This is a genomic window from Facklamia sp. P13055, assembly GCF_050409445.1.
Taxonomy (GTDB): Bacteria; Bacillota; Bacilli; order Lactobacillales; family Aerococcaceae; genus Facklamia.
The window spans coordinates 91310-111532 of sequence record NZ_JBNUPL010000001.1; the positions used below are offsets into that span (position 1 = coordinate 91310).

Annotated in this window: 17 protein-coding genes, 1 other RNA gene and 1 other annotated feature; of the genes, 13 read left to right on the forward strand and 5 right to left on the reverse strand. The window is 36.0% G+C overall.

Going from position 1 to position 20223, the window contains the following annotated elements:
- Positions 1–57: 57 nt before the first annotated feature.
- On the reverse strand, positions 58–1023 hold the full coding sequence (locus ACQV2O_RS00430) for a hypothetical protein (protein WP_428874656.1): 966 nt from the start codon (positions 1021–1023) through the stop codon (positions 58–60).
- 40 nt (positions 1024–1063) lie between these two features.
- Between ACQV2O_RS00430 and ACQV2O_RS00435 the strand changes: the two genes are divergently transcribed.
- Positions 1064–1504, forward strand: a complete 441-nt coding sequence (locus tag ACQV2O_RS00435) for a ribonuclease HI family protein (RefSeq protein ID WP_428874657.1) — start codon at positions 1064–1066, stop codon at positions 1502–1504.
- On the opposite strand, the gene ACQV2O_RS00440 is transcribed toward ACQV2O_RS00435, so the two are convergent.
- From ACQV2O_RS00440 to gpsB, 3 genes are all read right to left on the reverse strand, one after another.
- The gene (locus ACQV2O_RS00440) at positions 1480–2607 is read right to left on the reverse strand and encodes a THUMP domain-containing class I SAM-dependent RNA methyltransferase (RefSeq protein WP_428872991.1); all 1128 of its coding nucleotides are present in this window, start codon (positions 2605–2607) and stop codon (positions 1480–1482) included. The two genes, ACQV2O_RS00435 and ACQV2O_RS00440, sit on opposite strands and share 25 nt — an antisense overlap.
- Positions 2608–2706: 99 nt before the next feature.
- An RNA gene (gene rnpB, locus ACQV2O_RS00445) (RNase P RNA component class B) lies at positions 2707–3084 on the reverse strand.
- An 11-nt stretch (positions 3085–3095) separates the two neighbouring features.
- On the reverse strand, positions 3096–3431 hold the full coding sequence (gpsB, locus tag ACQV2O_RS00450; protein ID WP_428872992.1) for a cell division regulator GpsB: 336 nt from the start codon (positions 3429–3431) through the stop codon (positions 3096–3098).
- A 253-nt stretch (positions 3432–3684) separates the two neighbouring features.
- Here gpsB and ACQV2O_RS00455 point away from each other — a divergent pair, with 253 nt between their 5' ends.
- The 5 genes from ACQV2O_RS00455 to dtd all read left to right on the forward strand — a co-directional run bounded on the left by ACQV2O_RS00455 (position 3685) and on the right by dtd (position 8853).
- Positions 3685–4638, forward strand: coding sequence for a 50S ribosomal protein L11 methyltransferase (locus ACQV2O_RS00455; RefSeq protein ID WP_428874659.1), 954 nt, complete (start codon positions 3685–3687; stop codon positions 4636–4638).
- A gap of 3 nt (positions 4639–4641) precedes the next feature.
- A complete protein-coding gene (locus tag ACQV2O_RS00460; protein WP_428874660.1) occupies positions 4642–5415 on the forward strand; it encodes an RsmE family RNA methyltransferase in 774 nt (257 codons plus the stop codon).
- A 1-nt stretch (position 5416) separates the two neighbouring features.
- Positions 5417–6061, forward strand: coding sequence for a deoxyribose-phosphate aldolase (gene deoC / locus ACQV2O_RS00465; protein ID WP_428872995.1), 645 nt, complete (start codon positions 5417–5419; stop codon positions 6059–6061).
- 141 nt (positions 6062–6202) lie between these two features.
- Positions 6203–8401 (forward strand): RelA/SpoT family protein, encoded by a 2199-nt coding sequence (locus tag ACQV2O_RS00470; protein WP_428872997.1) that lies wholly within the window; start codon positions 6203–6205, stop codon positions 8399–8401.
- A gap of 8 nt (positions 8402–8409) precedes the next feature.
- Positions 8410–8853 (forward strand): D-aminoacyl-tRNA deacylase, encoded by a 444-nt coding sequence (gene dtd / locus ACQV2O_RS00475; protein WP_428872998.1) that lies wholly within the window; start codon positions 8410–8412, stop codon positions 8851–8853.
- Between the two features lie 21 nt (positions 8854–8874).
- Here the strand turns inward: dtd and ACQV2O_RS00480 are convergent, their stop codons facing one another.
- Positions 8875–10287 carry an N-acetylmuramoyl-L-alanine amidase gene (locus ACQV2O_RS00480; RefSeq protein WP_428873000.1) on the reverse strand — a complete coding sequence of 471 codons (1413 nt, stop codon included), beginning with the start codon at positions 10285–10287 and terminating at the stop codon, positions 8875–8877.
- Positions 10288–10473: 186 nt separating this feature from the next.
- Positions 10474–10664, forward strand: a binding site (T-box leader).
- Positions 10665–10700: 36 nt separating this feature from the next.
- Between ACQV2O_RS00480 and hisS the strand changes: the two genes are divergently transcribed.
- The 7 genes from hisS (at position 10701) to arcC (ending at position 20159) form a co-directional block, all read left to right on the forward strand.
- Complete coding sequence (gene hisS / locus ACQV2O_RS00485; protein ID WP_428873001.1) at positions 10701–12020, forward strand: histidine--tRNA ligase; 1320 nt, start codon at positions 10701–10703, stop codon at positions 12018–12020.
- 1 nt (position 12021) lies between these two features.
- Entirely contained in the window at positions 12022–13794 is a 1773-nt protein-coding gene (gene aspS, locus ACQV2O_RS00490) for an aspartate--tRNA ligase (RefSeq protein WP_428874661.1), read from the forward strand.
- A gap of 201 nt (positions 13795–13995) precedes the next feature.
- Positions 13996–15207, forward strand: a complete 1212-nt coding sequence (gene arcA, locus ACQV2O_RS00495; protein ID WP_428874662.1) for an arginine deiminase — start codon at positions 13996–13998, stop codon at positions 15205–15207.
- Between the two features lie 36 nt (positions 15208–15243).
- A complete protein-coding gene (gene argF, locus ACQV2O_RS00500) occupies positions 15244–16245 on the forward strand; it encodes an ornithine carbamoyltransferase (RefSeq protein ID WP_428874663.1) in 1002 nt (333 codons plus the stop codon).
- 100 nt (positions 16246–16345) lie between these two features.
- Positions 16346–17851, forward strand: a complete 1506-nt coding sequence (locus ACQV2O_RS00505; protein ID WP_428874664.1) for a YfcC family protein — start codon at positions 16346–16348, stop codon at positions 17849–17851.
- A gap of 12 nt (positions 17852–17863) precedes the next feature.
- Positions 17864–19201 carry a M20 family metallopeptidase gene (locus ACQV2O_RS00510; protein ID WP_428873833.1) on the forward strand — a complete coding sequence of 446 codons (1338 nt, stop codon included), beginning with the start codon at positions 17864–17866 and terminating at the stop codon, positions 19199–19201.
- A gap of 16 nt (positions 19202–19217) precedes the next feature.
- A complete protein-coding gene (arcC, locus tag ACQV2O_RS00515) occupies positions 19218–20159 on the forward strand; it encodes a carbamate kinase (protein ID WP_428873832.1) in 942 nt (313 codons plus the stop codon).
- Positions 20160–20223 lie beyond the last annotated feature (64 nt).

Sequence of the window (20223 nt, forward strand, 5' to 3'; positions counted from 1 at the left end):
GCGAGTCTACTATAGACTTGCTCTAATTTATTTAGAAAGTTTTCTTTAAATTTCTATCTATAGACTTAGTTGTTTGATTTCATCGATAGCCTGTTGGAGAATTTCATCCATTCGCTCATTTTGATCGGATTCTTCACTTTTTTCTATATGGTAATAACTTAAAAAGCTATTAAACCATGCAACAGGGTCTGAGATTTTTTCTTTGATAAATGGATAGTATACCATCACCAATAAATTTATTTCTTCTAGTAGACCATCATAAATATGAGGATTATTATTGACCGTATAATCTTCAAGAAGAGCTTTTATTTGTAAATAGGTCGAATCTTCTTTATAAGGGACTAGAGATAGGCTATCGATGATTTTAATTTCTTCAAACCATGTCAGTTTCAGATGGGCCTGGTAATTTCGAACTATATAATGATGCAATATATCACTTTTAACGAATTGACTTATCTCTTTGTCAGCCAATAATGCAGTCAAGATTGGATGTTTAAGGGAGTAATCTAAACTATAGAAGTTTTTGATTTCTTTTAAAAATTCATATAAGGTTAGTTCTTTCAATTGTTTCAACTTTGAATCTAACCTCTTCGTATTTATAAGGAGTTGAAGTTCTTTAGAAAGAGCTTCTTTTTCTTTAATTTTTTCAATTTGTTTAACAATCAAAGAGATATCCCATTTTTTTTGATCAAAATATTCTTTGATTTCATATAACTGAATCAATAGTTTTTGATGAGAAAAAAGATAAGGTAAAGAATGAACATAAAGCATCGCTAATTCATAGTCAAGGTCTTGTATGGAGTGGTCTGAAAGAAAATTTTGCCATAACTTTTTGACAGCTTGACTTTTATTTTGAATAATATGAATAGAAATTAGTTCTTTAAACACTTTAAGGGAAGGTTCTATCTGATAGCTTTCTTTCAAAAAGTTAGATGCACTTGCATAATCATTTTGTTCAAGCGCATTCATGGCTTTGCGATAGAAATATTCGCTCTTATTTGGCATATGAATAAGATCTGTCAATTGAGGAGACTCCTTTCAAAATAGAGAGGGTGAAAAACCTATGTGGATACAAATTGATGCCGCTTTTGATCCTAAAACTAAAGAAGCGGGCCTAGCTTTTTTGGTATTCAATGGTGAAAAAGTTGCTACTTTTAAATTTTATATTAATGAATGTCTGGATAATCACCAAGCTGAGTTTTTTGCTTTAAGATTAGCTATGCAATGGATCAAGCAAGAAAAATTAAAAACAGATCAACTCATTCAAATTAAAACCGATTCTAAGATTGTTTTCCAATCGATTGAAAAACGTTTTGCCAAAAAAGACTATTTTAGCAAGCTTTTAAAAGTTATTCTCTTTGAAATGGACCATTATCCTTTACTTTTTCTAAAATGGATTCCTGAAAAAGAAAATCGAGCAGCTGATCAAGCAGCAAAACAAGCCTTACGTAAACAAGGGAAAGTAAAGACTTTAGACCCTTATTTATTTGTAGACCAAAATTGATAATAATTTACTTTTAAGGCACCGTTATATAACTTGCGTTTTTTGCTAGCTTTTTCACCATAAAATTTCTCAAATGAGTCATCACTTGAGAGAATATACTTCGACCAAGTGGTCATCAAACGGTAAATAGTACCCATGTCCTGGTATAGTTGGTGTACCTTATCTTCATCTAGCAAGCGGTCCCCATAAGGAGGGTTGGAGATTAAAATGCCATATTCTTCATTCGGACGGTAATCTTTTAACTGCATTTGTTTAAAAGTAATATCTTCTCCCACACCGGCATTTGCTGCATTTTGCTTGGCGATTTCAATCATTCTTCCATCTATATCGCTTCCAAAGATATTGAGTTTTATTTCATGGTTAATTTTTTGACGTGCTTTTGTTTTTTCCTTTGACCATACTTCTGGATTAAAGAACTCCCATTTTTCTGCTGCAAATGACCGATTTAATCCTGGAGCAATATTGCGTCCCATTAAGGCAGCTTCAATTAAAATTGTTCCAGACCCGCAAGTTGGATCATAAAGAGGACGGTCAGGGAACCAAGTAGTCAATTTGACTAAAGCTGCTGCCATATTTTCTTTTAGAGGCGCGCCACCTTTTTCAGTTCGATAACCTCGTTTAAATAGACTGCTTCCACTTGTGTCTAAAGTAATCATCGCCACATCTTTTAGTATCGATATTTCAATAGGGTAGTAATCACCTGTTTCGCTCAAAGGCATTTTACGAGCATAGTGATCCATTAGCCGTTTGGCAATGGCTTTTTTGACAATTCTTTGACAGTTAGGGACAGAATAAAGTTTTGATTTCACCGATTTACCTGAAACAGGAAATTCTCCATCCATGGGTAAGAGGTCTTCCCAGGCAATCGCATAGGTTTGGTCAAACAATTCTTCAAAAGAGGTTGCTTTAAATTCGCCAACCACTACTTTAATTCGATCAGCTGTTCTCAACCATAGGTTTGTTTTAGCAATATCTTCTGCAGTTCCTTTAAAGCGCACGCGACCATTCTCTGTTTGTGTTTCATAGCCTAAATCCTTGAGTTCTTGATTAGCTATTCCCTCGATACCTGCCGCTGCTGTAGCAATTAAGTGATATGTTTTCATGGATAATCCTTCCTTTTAAAAAAACACGATTCAACAAGCTTTTAGGCTCAGAATCGTGTTGTTGACTATATGCATCTATAAATACCTATATTAGTAAATTTCGATAAGCCATGTTCTGTCAATATTTATTCCATAGGCAAGAATAAATAAAGGGTAATCATCTATCTACAAGATAACTTGTCTCTCTTTCAGTTAAGCAATGCTTACGCATTTTCCCATACAGAGAGTGCCCCTACCAAATTTGGGTTGCTCGCTCGAGGGGTTTACCGCGTTTCAGCTTTTTGTTTCCAAAAAGATCGTCTCTGTGGCACTTTATGAATTACTTATTCTTAGCTAAGCCTTAGAATATTCACTCGCCGTTCACCTTAAGGCTACCTTAGCTTATTGTTTCGCTAAGCACGAACACTACAAGCGTTTCAGCTTGTGCGAGCATGGACTTTCCTCAGCCAAATGAATTGACCGCGATTACCTGAAATTTACTATGATCATTAATTTTGACTATACTCTGTGTTTGAAATTTTGGCTCCGAAAACATGTTTTTCTAAGTTAGATAAACGTTTAAGGATATCAAAGTTGGTTACGCCAGAACCTGGAGTTGTTGAAACGTTTTTCTTAGCTAATGATAACTGCTTAGTTAATTCATCTATTTTAGCAATGAGTCGCTCATTTTCATTCTTTAAGAACACTACATCTTTTTGATAAGAATCATAGTCACGAATAATACTATCGAGATACTCATCGACTTCAGCAGCATTATAGCCACGCATGGAACGAGAAAATTCTTTTTGTAAGATATCTTTTGCTGTTAAGTTTTTTTCTGCCATGAAGTTCACCTCGTTTATTAGCTTTTATATTAAATAGAATATCAACTACTATTTTATCCTTTTCTTTTGAAAATTTCAAAAAAAGTTACAAATATTCTAAAGTCTATTATTTATTATTACATGCCCTTATTAAAATAGCTAGACTTAATCTTGAAAAAATAACTTCTTTTGATTGAAAAAAGATAAACAGTCCTCCATAATGTGAATAAGCTCAGCTTTAAATTTTTTAGATGCATTGACTGGGGGGGGTTTAATGACTCATTGGACAAAAGTGACTATCTATCTTGAAACTAAGAAGCCTGATGAAGTGGAATATGTTTCTCATCTCTTATTTGAGTGGGGGGCGAAAGGGACGCAGCTTATAAATGTCGATGGATATATGGAAAATAAAGAAAATTTATTTGGAGAAATTCCTTTAGCTCCATCCCTTAAAGAACAAGATAAACGGGGGCTTGTCTTAGGTTTTTTTGAACAAGATATAGAAAAAGACTTGTTCGATAGTTATTTAGAAGATAACCTTTATTTCGATTATAGTTGGGAAAAAGAGCCGATTGAAATGGAAAATTGGCAAAAAAATTGGATGAAAAACTACCGAATTCAAGAAATTTCACGATTTATAAAAGTTGTTCCGGTATGGGATGCTTATTCTCCAAAATATAAGGATGAGAAAGTTATTTATTTAGACCCAGGAGTTGCCTTTGGAACAGGTGATCACCCGACAACCCGACTCGGCGCGCAAGCTTTAGAAATGGTTATGCGAGGTGACGAGAAAGTTTATGATGTTGGAACGGGATCTGGTATCCTTGCATTGATAGCTTTTGCTCTCAGCGCACAAAAAGTGGTGGGATACGATCTTGATCCTCAAGCAATCGCAGCTGCTAAACAAAATCTTACTTATCAAAAATGGCAAAATATGGGCTATTCTGATGATTTTCAACCACCTATATCATTTCATGTCAATGATTTATTAAGAGGTGTTGAAGAAAAAGTAAATATCATCATGGCAAACATCCTACCTCATATATTACTCAAGCTCTATCAGGATGCCTATCAGCTTTTAGAAAAGGGTGGCTATCTCATTCTTGGAGGCATACTGACTGAGAAGGCAGAACAAGCAATCGATTCTTTATCAACAGATCAGTGGGAAATAATCCAAATTAATTATTATAAAGGATGGGCTGGTATCACGGCTCAGAAGAAAGAGTGAGTTATGCATCAATATTTTATCGATGATTCGAATCAAATAGTAGAAATTGGCAAGAAAGTTGTTTTGAATCCATCAGACAGTCATCATTTGGTCAATGTTTTAAGGGCTAAGCAAGGGAAGGAGTTAATAGTTGTATACGATCAAAAGAAGTATCTAGCTTCTTATCTCAAAAAAAAGAATGATTATGCTCTATTAGAAATCATGTCACCCTTAAGTGAGACTCTCAGTCAAACGGAGTTACCGGTCGAGGTAGTTGTAGCTTGTGGTTTATCCAAAAATGACAAAATGGATTCAATTGTTCAAAAAGCTACAGAATGCGGCATGAGCAGCTTTCAACCATTAGCTTTAAAACGTGATGTAGTCAAATGGGACCAGAAAAAAGCTGGTAAAAAAGTTGAAAGACTACAAAAAATTGCTGATAGTGCTGCAGAACAGTCAAAACGTTTAAAAAAGGTTGAAGTTAAGCAGCTTTTAAATTTAAAAGACTTTGTTAATCAGTATCGTACTCATGACATTAAACTAGTGGCATTCGAAGAAAGTGCTAAAGAAGGTCAACACCATCTGTTAGCCAAAATATTAAAAAATATCGAAAAGAATAAAAAGATAGTTATGGTATTTGGATCGGAAGGTGGATTAGAACAACAAGAGGTATCTTTCTTAGTAGAAAATGGCTTTGAGATTTGTAGCTTAGGTCCAAGAATCTTACGGGCAGAGACGGCACCTATTTATCTTTTAAGTGTCCTATCGTATGTCACTGAAATTGAAAGGGAGTTTTAAAATGGAATTAAATAAATATATCGATCATACTTTATTAAATGCAAATGCAACCAAAGACCAAATTAAGCAAATTTGTCAAGAAGCCTTGGAATATCAATTCATGTCAGTTTGTATTAATCCAGTATGGGTTACTTATGCGAGTGATTTGTTGAAGGATTCAGACGTCAAAGTCTGTACAGTGATTGGTTTCCCTTTAGGAGCGAATACTTCATCTACTAAAGCTTTTGAAGCAAAAGAAGCAGTGAAAAATGGGGCTAGTGAAATTGATATGGTAATCAATATCGGAGCGGCTAAAGCTGCTGATTGGGAAACAGTAGAAGAGGATATCCGTCAAGTCGTTCAAGCTGTTCCAGAAGAAATTATTGTGAAAGTTATCATCGAAACTAGTTTACTTGAAAAAGAAGAAAAAGTGAAAGCTTGCCTTGCAGCCAAAGCAGCCAAAGCAGATTTTGTTAAAACTTCCACTGGCTTTTCAACAGCAGGAGCTGTGAAAGAAGATATTGCTCTAATGCGTTCGACTGTTGGTGAAACAATGGGAGTCAAAGCTTCTGGAGGCGTTGGCGATAAAGAAACTGCATTAATAATGATTGAAGCAGGCGCAAACCGTATTGGTGCTTCTAAAGGGATTAAAATTGTTTCTGAATAAAATTTTAAAACAACTGTGTCTTTCGACCAGTTGTTTTTTAGCATAAGCTAAGATTGATAGTATTAAAGAGGCTAATATTGTTTTATAGTGAGTATTTAAGTTATAATAGTAGAAAAATTATCTAGAAAGAGTGGTGATAATATGGGTAGAAATGATGTCTATACTGGTGAAGAAGTTATAGCAATTTGTCGATCTTATATGAATGACAGTAAAGTAGCTTTTGTAAAAAAGGCATTAGCAGTAGCAACCAAGGCCCATGAAGGGCAAGAACGTCTCTCAGGAGAACCCTATATTAATCATCCAATTCAAGTAGCAGGTATTTTAGCGAATATTAAATTAGACCCTGATACAGTAGCTACTGGCTTTTTACATGATGTAGTGGAAGATACGGACTACACTTTGGAAAAAATCCAGGAAGAATTTTCAGAATCCGTCGCCTTCTTAGTAGATGGCGTTACTAAACTCGGTAAGATTAAATTTCAAAGTAAAGAAGAACAATTAGCAGAAAATCATCGTAAAATGTTGATTGCCATGGCTAAAGATATTCGTGTGGTAATGGTTAAATTAGCTGACCGTTTACATAATATGCGCACTTTGAAATTTCAAAAACCCCACAAACAAATTGAAAAGTCTCAAGAAGCATTAGATATTTATGCACCCTTGGCTGAACGAATTGGTATGAGTGTCATTAAATGGGAATTAGAAGATATTTCTTTAAGATATATTAATCCTCAAGCCTATTATGATATTGTCCATCAAATGGACCAAAAAAGAGATGAGCGCGAAGAATATATTCAAGTTGTCATTGATCAGATAAAAGATGCGATTGACGAACTGTCCATGGACTCTACTGTTTATGGAAGACCGAAACATATTTATTCCATTTACCGTAAAATGGTCGATCAGAAAAAAGAGTTTGATGATATCTATGATTTATTAGCGGTTCGCGTTTTAGTCGATTCGATTAAGGATTGCTACGGAGTCTTAGGCATTATTCATACAAAATGGAAGCCGATGCCAGGACGCTTTAAAGATTATATTGCTATGCCTAAAGCTAATATGTACCAATCAATTCATACGACTGTTATTGGACCTCAAGGCAAACCTGTTGAAGTTCAAATAAGAACGCACCTTATGCATGAAGTGGCAGAGTACGGACTAGCAGCTCATTGGGCCTACAAAGAAGGGAAAACAGTCGATGAGCAACCACGAGATAACATTCAACAACAGTTAAAATGGTTTCATGATATTGTTGAGTATGAAGATGATGCAGGGAATGCTAGTGAATTCATGGAATTTATTAAAGAAGATGTTTTTAAAGATCAAGTTTATATCTTTACTCCTAAAGGCGACGTCTTTGAATTACCATTAGGCTCAGGTCCAGTCGATTTCGCTTTCCATATCCATACTGAAATAGGAAATAAGACGGTTGGAGCAAAAGTTAATGGTAATATCGTTCCTCTTAATTATCGCTTGAAAAATGGAGATATTGTTGAAATATTAACCAATCCGAGTTCTGTTGGCCCTAGCCGTGATTGGCTCAAGTTTGTTAAAACTTCTAAAGCACGCAATCGGATCAAACGTTATTTTAAAATGCAAGAGCGTGAGAAAAATAGCGAAATTGGACAGGAAATACTTGAAAAAGCCCTGAAAGAAAACGAAACATCTTTAAAAATAGAACTTAAAAAGAACAAAGAAAAAGACTTACTTGAGAGATTTAACTTCAATGAGATGGAAGATCTTTATGCTTCTATCGGCTTAGGAGAAATCTCACCGACTTCTATTATGCATTTTTGGAATATTAAGAAAGTCGACAAAAATGTAAAGCTATCTAATGTCATTTCTAAAGATAGGGAGACTGACTCTAACAAAGAAAAAGTAGGAAATGAAAAAGGATTAGTGGTTGACGGCGTTGATAACTTAATGATGCGACTTAGTCGTTGTTGCAACCCGGTTCCCGGTGATGAGATAGTTGGTTATATAACAAGAGGTAGAGGCATTTCTGTTCACCGCAAAGATTGTTCCAACTTAAAAAGTGAAATTGAATTGGATGATCGAACGATTGCAGTGCATTGGTCCGAAGAAAAGCAAGAAGAACATGAGTATGAAACAGAAATACAAGTCATTGGTTTTGACCGGTCGGGTATGATTAACGACGTTTTAAACGTTGTCAACCATACGGTCAAAAACCTCAAAGCAGTCAATGGGCGCATTGATGATCAAAGTCAAGCCATCATCAAACTTAAGGTTTTAGTTGCTGATACACAACAATTACATGAATTAATTGTTAAATTAAAGAACATCCCAGATGTTTACGAAGTTAAACGTCAAGGCAATTAGGAGGTCAAATGAAAGTAGTTATTCAAAGAGTGAACCATGCCAGTGTAACAGTTAATGAAGAAGTAGTAGGAGCCATTAAAGAAGGACTTCTACTTTTAGTCGGATTTGGACCTGAAGATACGGTTAAAGACTGTGAGTATTGTGCTAGAAAAATTGTAACTATGCGGATTTTTGACGATGAAGAAGGAAAAATGAATTTATCGTTGAAAGATACTGGCGGCAGTATTCTCTCAGTCAGTCAATTTACCCTGTACGCTTCTTGTAAGAAAGGGAATCGCCCTAGCTTTACCAATGCTGCAAAACCAGACCAGGCTGAAGAATTATACCATTATTTCAACCAAGAGCTTGACAAAAAAGGTTTTAAAGCTAAAACAGGTATTTTTGGAGCTGACATGAAAGTTGAATTTGAAAACAATGGACCTGTTACAATAATTTTGGACTCCAATGAGTAAACAATACCCCTGATAGAGACCTTATCTATCAGGGGTATTTATTTCTAATTGATTTCCAACTTGATTAAAATAAGTTGAGAGTCCTTCAGTAATAGCATCAGCTAATTTTTGATGGTAGTCATCCGTTAACATTAACTCCAAGTCTTCGCTGTTTGTAATATAACCGAGTTCGAGCAAGAGGGAGGGGACGGTATTTTCGCGTAAAACATGAAAGTTTCCATACTCCACACCCAAATTAGGTCGACCAGATGTTATCAACCCAGAATGTAAGGTCTTCGCAAATTCTTCGTCATTTAAATGATAGAAATATGTACGAACACCTTTGACCTGAGTGTCATAGGAGGAATCGAAATGTAACGAAAGAAATAAGTCTGGCTGTTTTTGGTTACTGATTTTAACCCTTTCAGCGAGGTCTAAAAATTGGTCGCTTTCATTAGTTAAGATAACTTTAGCCCCGAAAGCTTCAAGTGTTTTCTTTAATACTTTAGCAATCTTATAGGTAAAGCTTTTTTCAGCATACTTTTGATCTTTACTCAATGTACCTGGGTCTTCTCCACCATGGCCAGGGTCTAGCATGATGGTCGCTTGTTGGAGTTCAGATTTAATAGGTAGAAAGCGATGGTCAATTGAATAGTAAGGCTCAGATAGAGAGAAGGAATCAATATATCCTTTAACTCCTTGACTATCTTCTACGTAGTAAAATGATTCCTGAGGACTATATTCAACATAATCAAGCCTTGTAAATTCTTGTAAGTAATTCGTTTGATAAATCATATTAGAAAAAAAGTCTGCTTCTTCTAATAAGTATTCTTCTTTTTTGCGCATGATAAGCTTGTTTTTCAAGCTTTCTTTTTCTTTTTCTTTTTTATTAATACTGCTATCTAAAGCATTCTTTTCGGCAATTAAACGCTCCGCGTCTTGTCGATTCAATAATTCTATCTCGTTTATGTTTACAAAGGCTGGTTTACCTTGATAATTAACTTGAGCCCAATTTTTTTCTATATAATTAATAGGGATGAGGCTTTCCTTAGGAATATTTGAGAGAATAGGACTTTTAGAATCAGCTTTTTGATAAAGAGCCGTTGATTTTTCAAAAGAGGCTGCTAAATCTTGGTCACTTTTAAGTTCCTTGTTTTCGATTAGCCACTTGGGTAACCAACCTTCAACTTTCCCTTGATAGCGCACTTTAAGCCAACCGGTTTGTTCTTGAATAATTTCAATAGGAAAGTCAGGATCAATTTCGGTTAAAACCTCGGAATTAGTAGTTGGAAAAGAGTGCAGAACGATTCCTTGACGATCAATTGGTAAAGCTTTTAAATTGCTAAGATTAACAATTCCCCATACTGTTATGACGCTAATTATAAGTGTTAATAAGAAAGGAGTAAGTCGCTTTTTAGTTAAGTGTTTCAAATTTTTGGTCCAAACGATAGCCATCCTATATTCCTCCACTATTCCTCTATTAATTGCATTATAGTTGATTAATTGAATTAAAGGTCAACTCTAGATGGACTGTTACACAATAGTAACTAGATTGTTAATCATTTGCTATAAAGTAAACTAAAGAAGAATTTTAATTCAACTTGACAAATCAATCATCATTGAGTAATCTGAACATAATTAATCAATTCGGTGAAATAGACAAGTAGCTCTGTAATATACAGTGAGCAACGTTGAGTGAAAAGTTGCATTTGAGAGTGAAGACACTATGGAGAAGAATAATCAAAAGTTATTCCGTCAATCACGTTACGATTAAGAGGTAATGGATAAATTCATTACAAATATAGGTGGTACCACGTTAATGCGTCCTAAGTGAAAACTTAGGGCGCTTTTATATTAGGAGGGGTAGAATGATTCAAAAGATGAAAGGCACCGTTGATATCTTGCCAGAGGATAGTTATCGTTGGCAATATGTCGAAGATGTAGCAAGAGATTTATTTGATCAATATATGTATCGTGAAATACGGACACCGCTTTTTGAGTCCTATGATTTATTTTCACGTTCAGTTGGTAATACTTCAGATATTGTCTCTAAAGAAATGTATGACTTCTATGATAAAGGAGAACGACATATTAGTTTACGCCCCGAAGGGACTGCGGGTGTTGTGAGAGCATACGTTGAGAATAAATTGTTTGGTCCAGAACATGCACAGCCTTTTAAGGTTTATTATTTAGGTCCTTACTTTCGTTACGAAAGACCCCAAGCAGGACGTCAACGACAGTTCAATCAAATGGGCGTCGAAGTTTTCGGGTCAGAAAATCCAGCAACGGATGTGGAAGTTATCAGTTTAGCTTGGCATTTCTTTCAAGAGTTAGGTTTAAAAAATATTACTTTACAAATTAACTCACTAGGAAAGCCAAACGATCGGCAGGCTTATCGTCAAGCGCTTATTGCTTATTTTGAGCCACATATTCATAATTTAAGTGATGATTCTAAAAAAAGACTGCATGACAATCCACTGCGTGTACTAGATTCAAAAGATGCTAAGGATAAAGCTTATGTAAAAGAGGCTCCAAGTATTTTAGATTATTTATCTAAAGAGAGTAAGGACCATTTTGGACAAGTTCAATCCATGCTCAAGCAACTAGAAATACCTTTTGAAGTCAATGACAAGGTGGTAAGAGGTTTGGATTATTATCAGGATACTATTTTCGAGTTTGTAGTAGATGATAATCGGATTGGTGCTCAATCAACGGTTTGTGGTGGTGGTCGCTATGATGGACTGGTTCAACAAATAGGCGGACCTGAGAAGCCTGGCTTTGGTTTTGGATTAGGGCTTGAACGTCTCATGTTATTAATGGATCAACAAAAGATTGACATTCCACCATATGAGCCTCTAGACTTATATGTCTTATGCCGTGATGAGTCGGTTAATCAATTAGCAACCGAGTTAGTTCAAAAGGCTAGATATGCTGGATTGATTGCAGAAAGAGATTACTTATTTAGAAGCATAAAGTCTCAGTTTAAAACAGCCGGCAAATTAGGGGCCAAATTAACTATTATGTTGGGTGAGCAAGAAGTTGAGTCTGAGATATTAGTCGTTAAAAATCAAGAAAATGGGACTGAGACCGAGATTTCAAAAGGCGACTTATGGTCTGATTTTTATGGCGTTTATCGCCGTTTAACAACGGATACGAGTGTAATTGATAAATATTTTAGGGGTGAATAAAATGACAGAAAGAACTGTATATTGTGGATTAGTAGATGAACAGTACCTTGGTAAAGAGATCACATTAAAAGGATGGGTACAAAAAAGAAGAGATTTAGGGAGTTTAATTTTTGTTGATTTACGTGATCGTGAAGGCTTTTGTCAAGTGGTCTTTAATGCTGAGAGACTTTCAAAAGAAGATTTTGAGCTAGCCAATCGGATTCGTTCAGAATACATTATTGAAGTGACTGGAGAATTGGCATTAAGAGAAAACAATCAAATGAATAAGCAAGTTAAAACAGGACGTTTTGAGCTGTATGCCAATGCTTTAACCATCTATACTAAAGCTAAAACGCCTGCTATATATATTGAAAATGATTTGGATGTGGATGAAGAAGTTCGCTTAAGAAATCGTATGTTAGACTTACGTCGTCCTAAAATGCAAGCAAATATTCGCTTACGTCATAATGTAACGCGAACAATCCGTAATTTCTTAGACCAAAGAGGATTTGTTGATGTTGAGACACCTATGTTAACCAAATCCACTCCGGAAGGTGCTAGAGACTATTTAGTACCTACTCGCCGTGAAGGGGGATCCTTTTTTGCGTTACCTCAATCACCCCAACTATTTAAGCAACTGCTGATGGGTGCAGGCATGGATCGCTATTATCAAATAGTTAAATGCTTCCGAGACGAAGATTTACGTGGTGACCGTCAACCAGAATTTACCCAAGTCGATATTGAAACCAGCTTTTTAGGTCAAGAAGATATTCAATCATATATAGAAGAGATGCTAAAAGAAGTTGTCAAAGAAACAAGAGGAGTAGAAATTAAGCAAGCATTCCCAACCATGACTTATGCTCAAGCAATGGAAGAATACGGGTCAGATAAACCAGATATTCGCTTTGACATGAAATTAAAAGACCTCTCTCAATGGGCTGAACATAGTGAATTTGGCGTCTTTAAAAATGCTGTAAAAGATGGAGGGCAAGTCAAAGCCATAAACCTTAAAGGCTTAGCTGATGAATACACACGCAAGACAGCAGATGCCTTATCAGAAGTTGTTAAACCCTATGGAGCTAAAGGCTTAGCGTGGATTAAAGTATTAGAGGAAGGCTTTAATGGACCAATCGCTAAATTCTTTACTGAAGAAGACCAAGACCAGATTAAAGAGACGTTGGAAGCTAAAGAGGGAGACATCCTCTTCTTTGTGGCTGATCAAGCCAGTGTCATTGCTGATTCCTTAGGCGCTTTACGTAATCATTTAGCCAAGAAACACACCTTATACGATGTTGAAGAGTTAGCTTTTTTGTGGGTTACCGATTGGCCATTATTTGAATATGATGAAGATAATCAAAGATATGTTGCTATGCATCATCCGTTTACTGCTCCGCAAAACGACGATGTCCAAGCATTAAAAGACAATCCAGCGGATGCTAAAGCTAAAGCCTACGACATTGTTCTTAATGGTTATGAAGTGGGAGGTGGATCTCTAAGAATTTATCAACGTGAGATGCAAGATCAAATGTTTGAATTATTAGGATTTACTGCTGAAGAAGCTAAAAGTCAATTTGGTTTCTTATTAGAAGCAATGGATTACGGCTTCCCTCCTCATGGTGGTATCGCTTTAGGCTTAGATCGATTAGTGATGATACTTGCTCAAGAGCCTAATATTCGTGAAGTCATTGCCTTTCCAAAGAATGGTCGTGGTCACGACTTATTAACAGATGCACCAAGTCATGTTTCGACCGATCAATTGGGTGAGTTATATTTACAATTAAAAGCTAAAAAATAATTCCCATTAAAATTTGAAGTAGTTATTAATACCACTATCTTTCTGACGAAAGATAGTGGTATTCTAAAATTTAAGGGATAAATGTGATGAATATCTCATTTAGAATGTTATCAATTCAATTTATCGAAGTGACCGATTTAACGGAAACGTTTTCTATCGTATGTTAGACTAGAGTTAACAAATAATTAAGGAGGAAATAAAATGTCCCACAGTATTAATGTTAATTCTGAAATTGGTCGCTTGAAGAAAGTAATGCTTCACCGTCCGGGTAAAGAATTAGAAAATTTGATGCCAGATTACCTCGAACGCTTATTGTTTGATGATATTCCTTATCTTGAAGCAGCGCAAAAAGAACATGATGAATTTGCTAAGTTATTAGAAAGCCTAGGTGTTGAAGTACTTTATTTGGAAAAATTAGTGGCTGAAGCAATTGATGCAGAAGGATTGAAAGAACAATTTGTTGATGAGTGGATGGCTGAAACAGGGTTAGAGCCAGGCCAAAATTATGACCAAGTTAAACAGTATTTAATGGATATGGAAGATACCTATGAAATGGTATTAAAAACGATGGAAGGATTCAAGAAGAGTGAGATTAAGCATGAATCAAATGGTTTTGATGAATTGCTGTCAAACTATCCTTTTTTAGTGGACCCAATGCCAAACTTATACTTCACCCGAGATCCCTTTGCAACGATGGGTAACGGTGTTTCTCTTAACCACATGTACTCAGATACACGTAACCGTGAAACATTATATGGAAAATATATCTTTAACTATCACCCAGAATATAAAGGAACTACCCTTTATTATGAACGTGATGAAGATACACGTATCGAAGGTGGAGATGAGTTAGTTTTATCTAAAAACACTCTAGCAGTTGGGATTTCTCAACGTACTGATAAATATTCAATCGAGAAATTAGCTCGCAACTTATTTAAAGAGACTGAATTCAAAGAAGTATTAGCATTCTTAATCGATAACAACCGTAAATTCATGCATTTAGATACTGTATTTACTATGATCGATTATGATAAATTTACTATCCACCCTGAAATTGAAGGCGAATTAAAAGTCTTCTCAGTAACTCCTGGTGAAAATGGTGAAATCAAAGTAACTGAAAAAGAAGGGCTGTTAGAAGACATCTTAGCAGAAGCTTTAGGTTTAGAAAAAGTTACCTTAATCCGTTGTGGTGGTGATGACATCGTAGCTGGAGCACGTGAACAATGGAACGATGGTGCCAACACCTTAACGGTAGCACCAGGTGAAGTAATTGTTTACAACCGTAATACTGTAACCAACAAATTATTGATTGAAAATGGTATTAAGATTCACCAAATCGAAGGTAGTGAATTAGTACGTGGTCGTGGTGGTCCTCGTTGCATGTCAATGCCATTTGTTCGCGAAGATATTTAATTTTTTTGATAAACACATAGATATAGGAGGGAATTTATGTTCCAAGGAAGAAACTTTTTAAAAGAAATCGACTTTACTGCCGACGAATTAAACTACTTAATTGATTTCTCAATTCACTTAAAAGACTTGAAAAAACGTGGGATTCCACACGAGTATTTAAAAGGACAAAACATTTGTCTATTATTTGAAAAAACATCTACTCGTACAAGAGCAGCCTTTACAGTAGCTGCTAATGACTTAGGTGCGGCTCCAGAATTCTTAGGTGCTAATGACATTCAATTAGGTAAAAAAGAATCTGTAGAAGATACAGCACGCGTTTTAGGTAGCATGTTCGACGGTATTGAATTCCGTGGTTTCAGTCAAGAGATGGTCGAAGACTTAGGTAAATACGCTGGAGTTCCTGTGTGGAACGGTTTAACTGATGAATGGCATCCAACTCAAATGATTGCTGATTATATGACCTTAAAAGAAAATTTTGGAGAGCTAAAGGGCAAAAAGTTAGTATATTGTGGTGACGGTCGTAATAATGTGGCTAATTCATTATTCATCACTGGGGCTATTATCGGTGTTAATGTGACCATCGCTTCACCAGAAGAATTATTCCCAGATGAAGAATTGGTAGCAAAAGCTCAAGAGTACGCGAAAGAATCAGGCGCTACTATTGAAATTACATCTGATATTAAAGCCGCTGTTAAAGATGCTGATGCATTATATACAGACGTTTGGGTTTCAATGGGTGAAGAAGACAAGTTCGAAGAACGTGTTAACTTATTAAAACCATACCAAATCAATAAAGAATTGACTGACTTAATTGAGGGAGATTATATTATCCTTCACTGCTTACCAGCTTTCCATGATACAGAAACAAAATATGGTAAAGATGTAGCAGAAAGATTCGGTGTTAAAGAAATGGAAATTACTGACGAAGTATTCCGCAGTAAACAAGCCCGTCAATTTGAACAAGCTGAAAACCGTATGCACTCAATCAAAGCGATTATGGCAGTTACTAACGGGAACTTGTTCATTCCTAAAGCTTAATAACAATAACATTACCCTATAAAAAGTGAAACGGGGCATGAAATCCGATTGTGGCCATGAACCGCAATCGGATTTTGTTTTAAAAAGGAGGAGGAAGAAAATGGAAAAGATGAAGAAACGAAAGATGCTGAATGCTTTTACGATACTATTTATTATTACGGCGGTTATCGCTGTATTAACGTGGATTATTCCATCAGGCGCCTATGAGGTGGATCCTGAAGGAAATTTTATTGCTGGAACTTATCACACAGTAGAGCGTACACGTCAAGGGTTGTGGGATTTATTTGCTGCACCTATTCGTGGGTTTTTAGGTACTGAAACCACTCCGGGAGCTGTTGAAGTTTCGCTATTTGTTATGATCGTTGGTGGATTTTTGGGAGTTGTTACGGAAACAGGTGCTATTGACGCCGGAATCGCCTCTACCATCAAAAACAATAAGAATAATGTTACAGGTTTAATTTGGATTTTAATGGGTATTTTTGCTATTGGTGGTTCTACTTATGGTATGGCCGAAGAGACTATTGCCTTCTATCCACTCTTAATTCCATTAATGGTGGGTATCGGAATGGATGCCTTGGTGGCAGTCGCAATCATTTTAGTTGGTGCAGGTTTAGGGGTTCTATCTTCAACAGTTAACCCATTTGCAACAACTATTGCTTCCGATATGGCGGGAATTTCTATGGCTGACGGTATGTTACTACGTTTTATCTTCCTAGCTGTTACCTATGTAATTGGAGCTATGTATGTAACTCGTTATGCTAAGAAAGTTTTAGCTGATAAGAATAACTCTATGATTGCTGACCATATGGAAGCCGATAAAGAAAAATGGAAAGTCCCAGATGATGTACCGAAAGTAACTAAAAAACAAAAGGGCGTTCTTTGGTTATTTGCGCTTACATTTGTTATTATGATCTTAGCTTTAATTCCATGGACAGATTTAAATAATAACTTTACTTTCTTTAAAAATGCTCATGAGTTCCTACTAGGCATACCAGTAATTGGAGATTTGATTGGACAATCTTTAGAAGACCTACCTTTTGGTATGTGGTATCTAGTTGAGATTTCAGTTCTCTTTTTCTTAATGTCAGTTATTATCGCAGCATACTATGGAATTAAAGAAGATCGTTTCGTAGAAGTCTTTATCGCGGGAGTAAAAGATTTAATGTCAGTAGCTCTAATTGCTGCAGTCGCTCGTGGTATTCAAGTAGTGATGAATGATGGTCAAATCACCGCTACTGTATTACACTGGGGAGAACAAGGGTTAGCGAATTTACCAAAAGGTGTTTTCACAGTCTTAACTTATATCTTCTATATCCCAATGTCCTTCTTAATTCCATCGACTTCTGGTCTAGCAGCAGCTACTATGGGTATCATGGCGCCATTAGCCCAATTTGCTGATGTATTAGAAAGTATTGTCGTCACTGCCTTCCAATCTGCCAGTGGTATTGTTAACCTAATTACACCAACATCAGGTGTCGTAATGGGTGCTTTAGCAATTGCAAATATTGACCTATCAACTTGGTGGAAATTTATGCGCAATTTGATTATCATAGTCTTTGTAGTGACCATTGTTTTACTACTTATTGGAGCTTACTTAGGAATTTAAAGGAGTGTTTAAATGGATTACCAATTAACTAAAAATCATCAAGAACCAGCTATTGAAACTTTGCGCCAATGGGTTGCTATTCCATCTGTATTAGATGAAAATGATGCGGAAACTCCATTTGGTCAACCCATTCAAGAAATGCTAGAATTTGCTTTAAAAACTTGTCAAGAAATGGGCATGGAAACCTATATTGATCCAGAGGGTTATTATGGTTATGCAGAAATGGGTCAGGGTGAAGAGTTGTTTGGTGTTCTATGTCACTTGGATGTGGTTCCAGCTTTAAACCCAGATGAATGGACAACGCCTCCATTTGAAATGGATATCCGTGAAGGAGCCTTATTTGGTCGTGGAACACAAGATGATAAAGGACCTTCTATTGCTGCCTTGTATGCATTAAAAGCTTTATTAGACCAAGGACATGAATTAAATAAACGTGTTCGCTTTATCTTTGGAACAGACGAAGAGAACTTGTGGCGTGGGTTAAACCGTTACAATGAAAAAGAAGAGCAAGTAACAATGGGTATTGTTCCTGACTCATCTTTCCCTCTAACCTATGCAGAAAAAGGCTTACTACAGTTGCACATCACCGGTCCAGGTTCAGATGCTTTTGAAATGGAAAATAAAGGAGCCCTAAATGTGGTGCCTGATAAAGCTATTTACAAGGGTGATAAAAAAGATGAATTAGTACAAATTCTTGAGGATTTAGGCTACAAATACCAAGTAGACGGTGAAACTTTAACCGTTTTAGGTAAATCCGTTCACTCTAAAGACTCCTTAAAAGGAGACAATGCTTTAACGCATCTAATTGAAGGAATGTCTGAATTATATGACCATCCTGTCTTAAAATTTGTTAAAGATCACTTTGCTAATGATGTTAATGGTAAGAGTATCTTTGGTGAGGTTGAAGACCAAGCATCTGGCAGCCTAACATGTAACATTGCTAACCTAGAGGTTACGGCAGAAGAGTCTAAACTAGGTATTGATATGCGTATTCCTGTAACTGCTGACAAAGATCAATTGGTAGAACAATTAGCTAAAGTAGCAAAAGAGTACAAACTCAAGTATAATGAGTTTGATTATCTAGCTTCGTTATATGTTCCAGTTGACTCTGAGTTAGTAACTACTTTGTTAAAAGTATATCGCGACTTAACTGGCGATATGACTGAACCAATTTCTTCTGGTGGCGCTACCTTTGCTCGCACAATGAAAAATTGTGTGGCATTTGGTGCCCTTCAAGAAGGGGTAGAAGATACAATGCATCAAATAGATGAAAGAATGCCACTCGATAATTTCTATCAAACCATGGAAATCTATGCCCATGCATTGAAGGCTTTAGTTACTAAGGCCTAATGAAAGGATTGAATATATGAAAAAACGTAAAATTGTTGTCGCTTTAGGTGGGAATGCGATTCTATCTTCCGACCCAAGCGCTCAAGCACAAAAAGACGCTTTAAAAGAAACAGCAAAACATTTAGTGAAATTAATTCAAAATGGAGACGAGGTTATTATTACTCACGGTAATGGTCCCCAAGTTGGAAATCTATTGCTACAAAATATTGCAGCTGATTCTGAGAAAAACCCAGCTTTCCCATTAGATTCATTAGTGGCTATGACCGAAGGCTCAATTGGTTATTGGTTACAAAATGCCATGCAAAATGAATTAAATAAATTAGGTATCGATAAGCCAGTAGTTAGTTTGGTCACTCAAGTTATTGTAGATAAAAACGATCCAGCTTTTGATAACTTATCAAAACCAATTGGACCATTCTACAGTGAAGAAGAAGCCAAACAACAAATGGCTGAAACTGATGCTAGCTTTAAAGAAGATGCTGGTCGTGGATGGCGTAAAGTTGTTGCTTCACCTAAGCCAGTTGCTATCAAAGAAGTTGATTCCATCAATACCTTAGTAAATGCTGGTAATGTAGTGGTTGCAACTGGTGGTGGCGGTATCCCAGTACTTGAAGACAATGGCCAATTAGTTGGAGTAGAAGCAGTTATTGACAAAGACTTTGCTTCACAAAAACTAGCTAACGATCTCGGAGCTGACTTGTTTATCGTTCTAACAGGTGTGGATTATGTCTATGTCAACTACAACAAACCAAATCAAAAAAAATTAGAAAAAGTTTCGATCGAAAGCTTGAAAGAATATATTAAAGAAGAGCAGTTTGCACCGGGATCTATGTTACCAAAAGTTGAAGCAGCTATTGCATTCGTTGAAAATACAGATCATGGTAAGGCTGTCATTACTTCATTAGAAAATCTTCAAGCATTAATTGAAAATGAATCAGGAACGATTATTAAAAAATAAGAGCTTGTCATTTTTTTAAAATTAATATACAATGAGACAAAATTAATAATTAAATCTTAAAGAG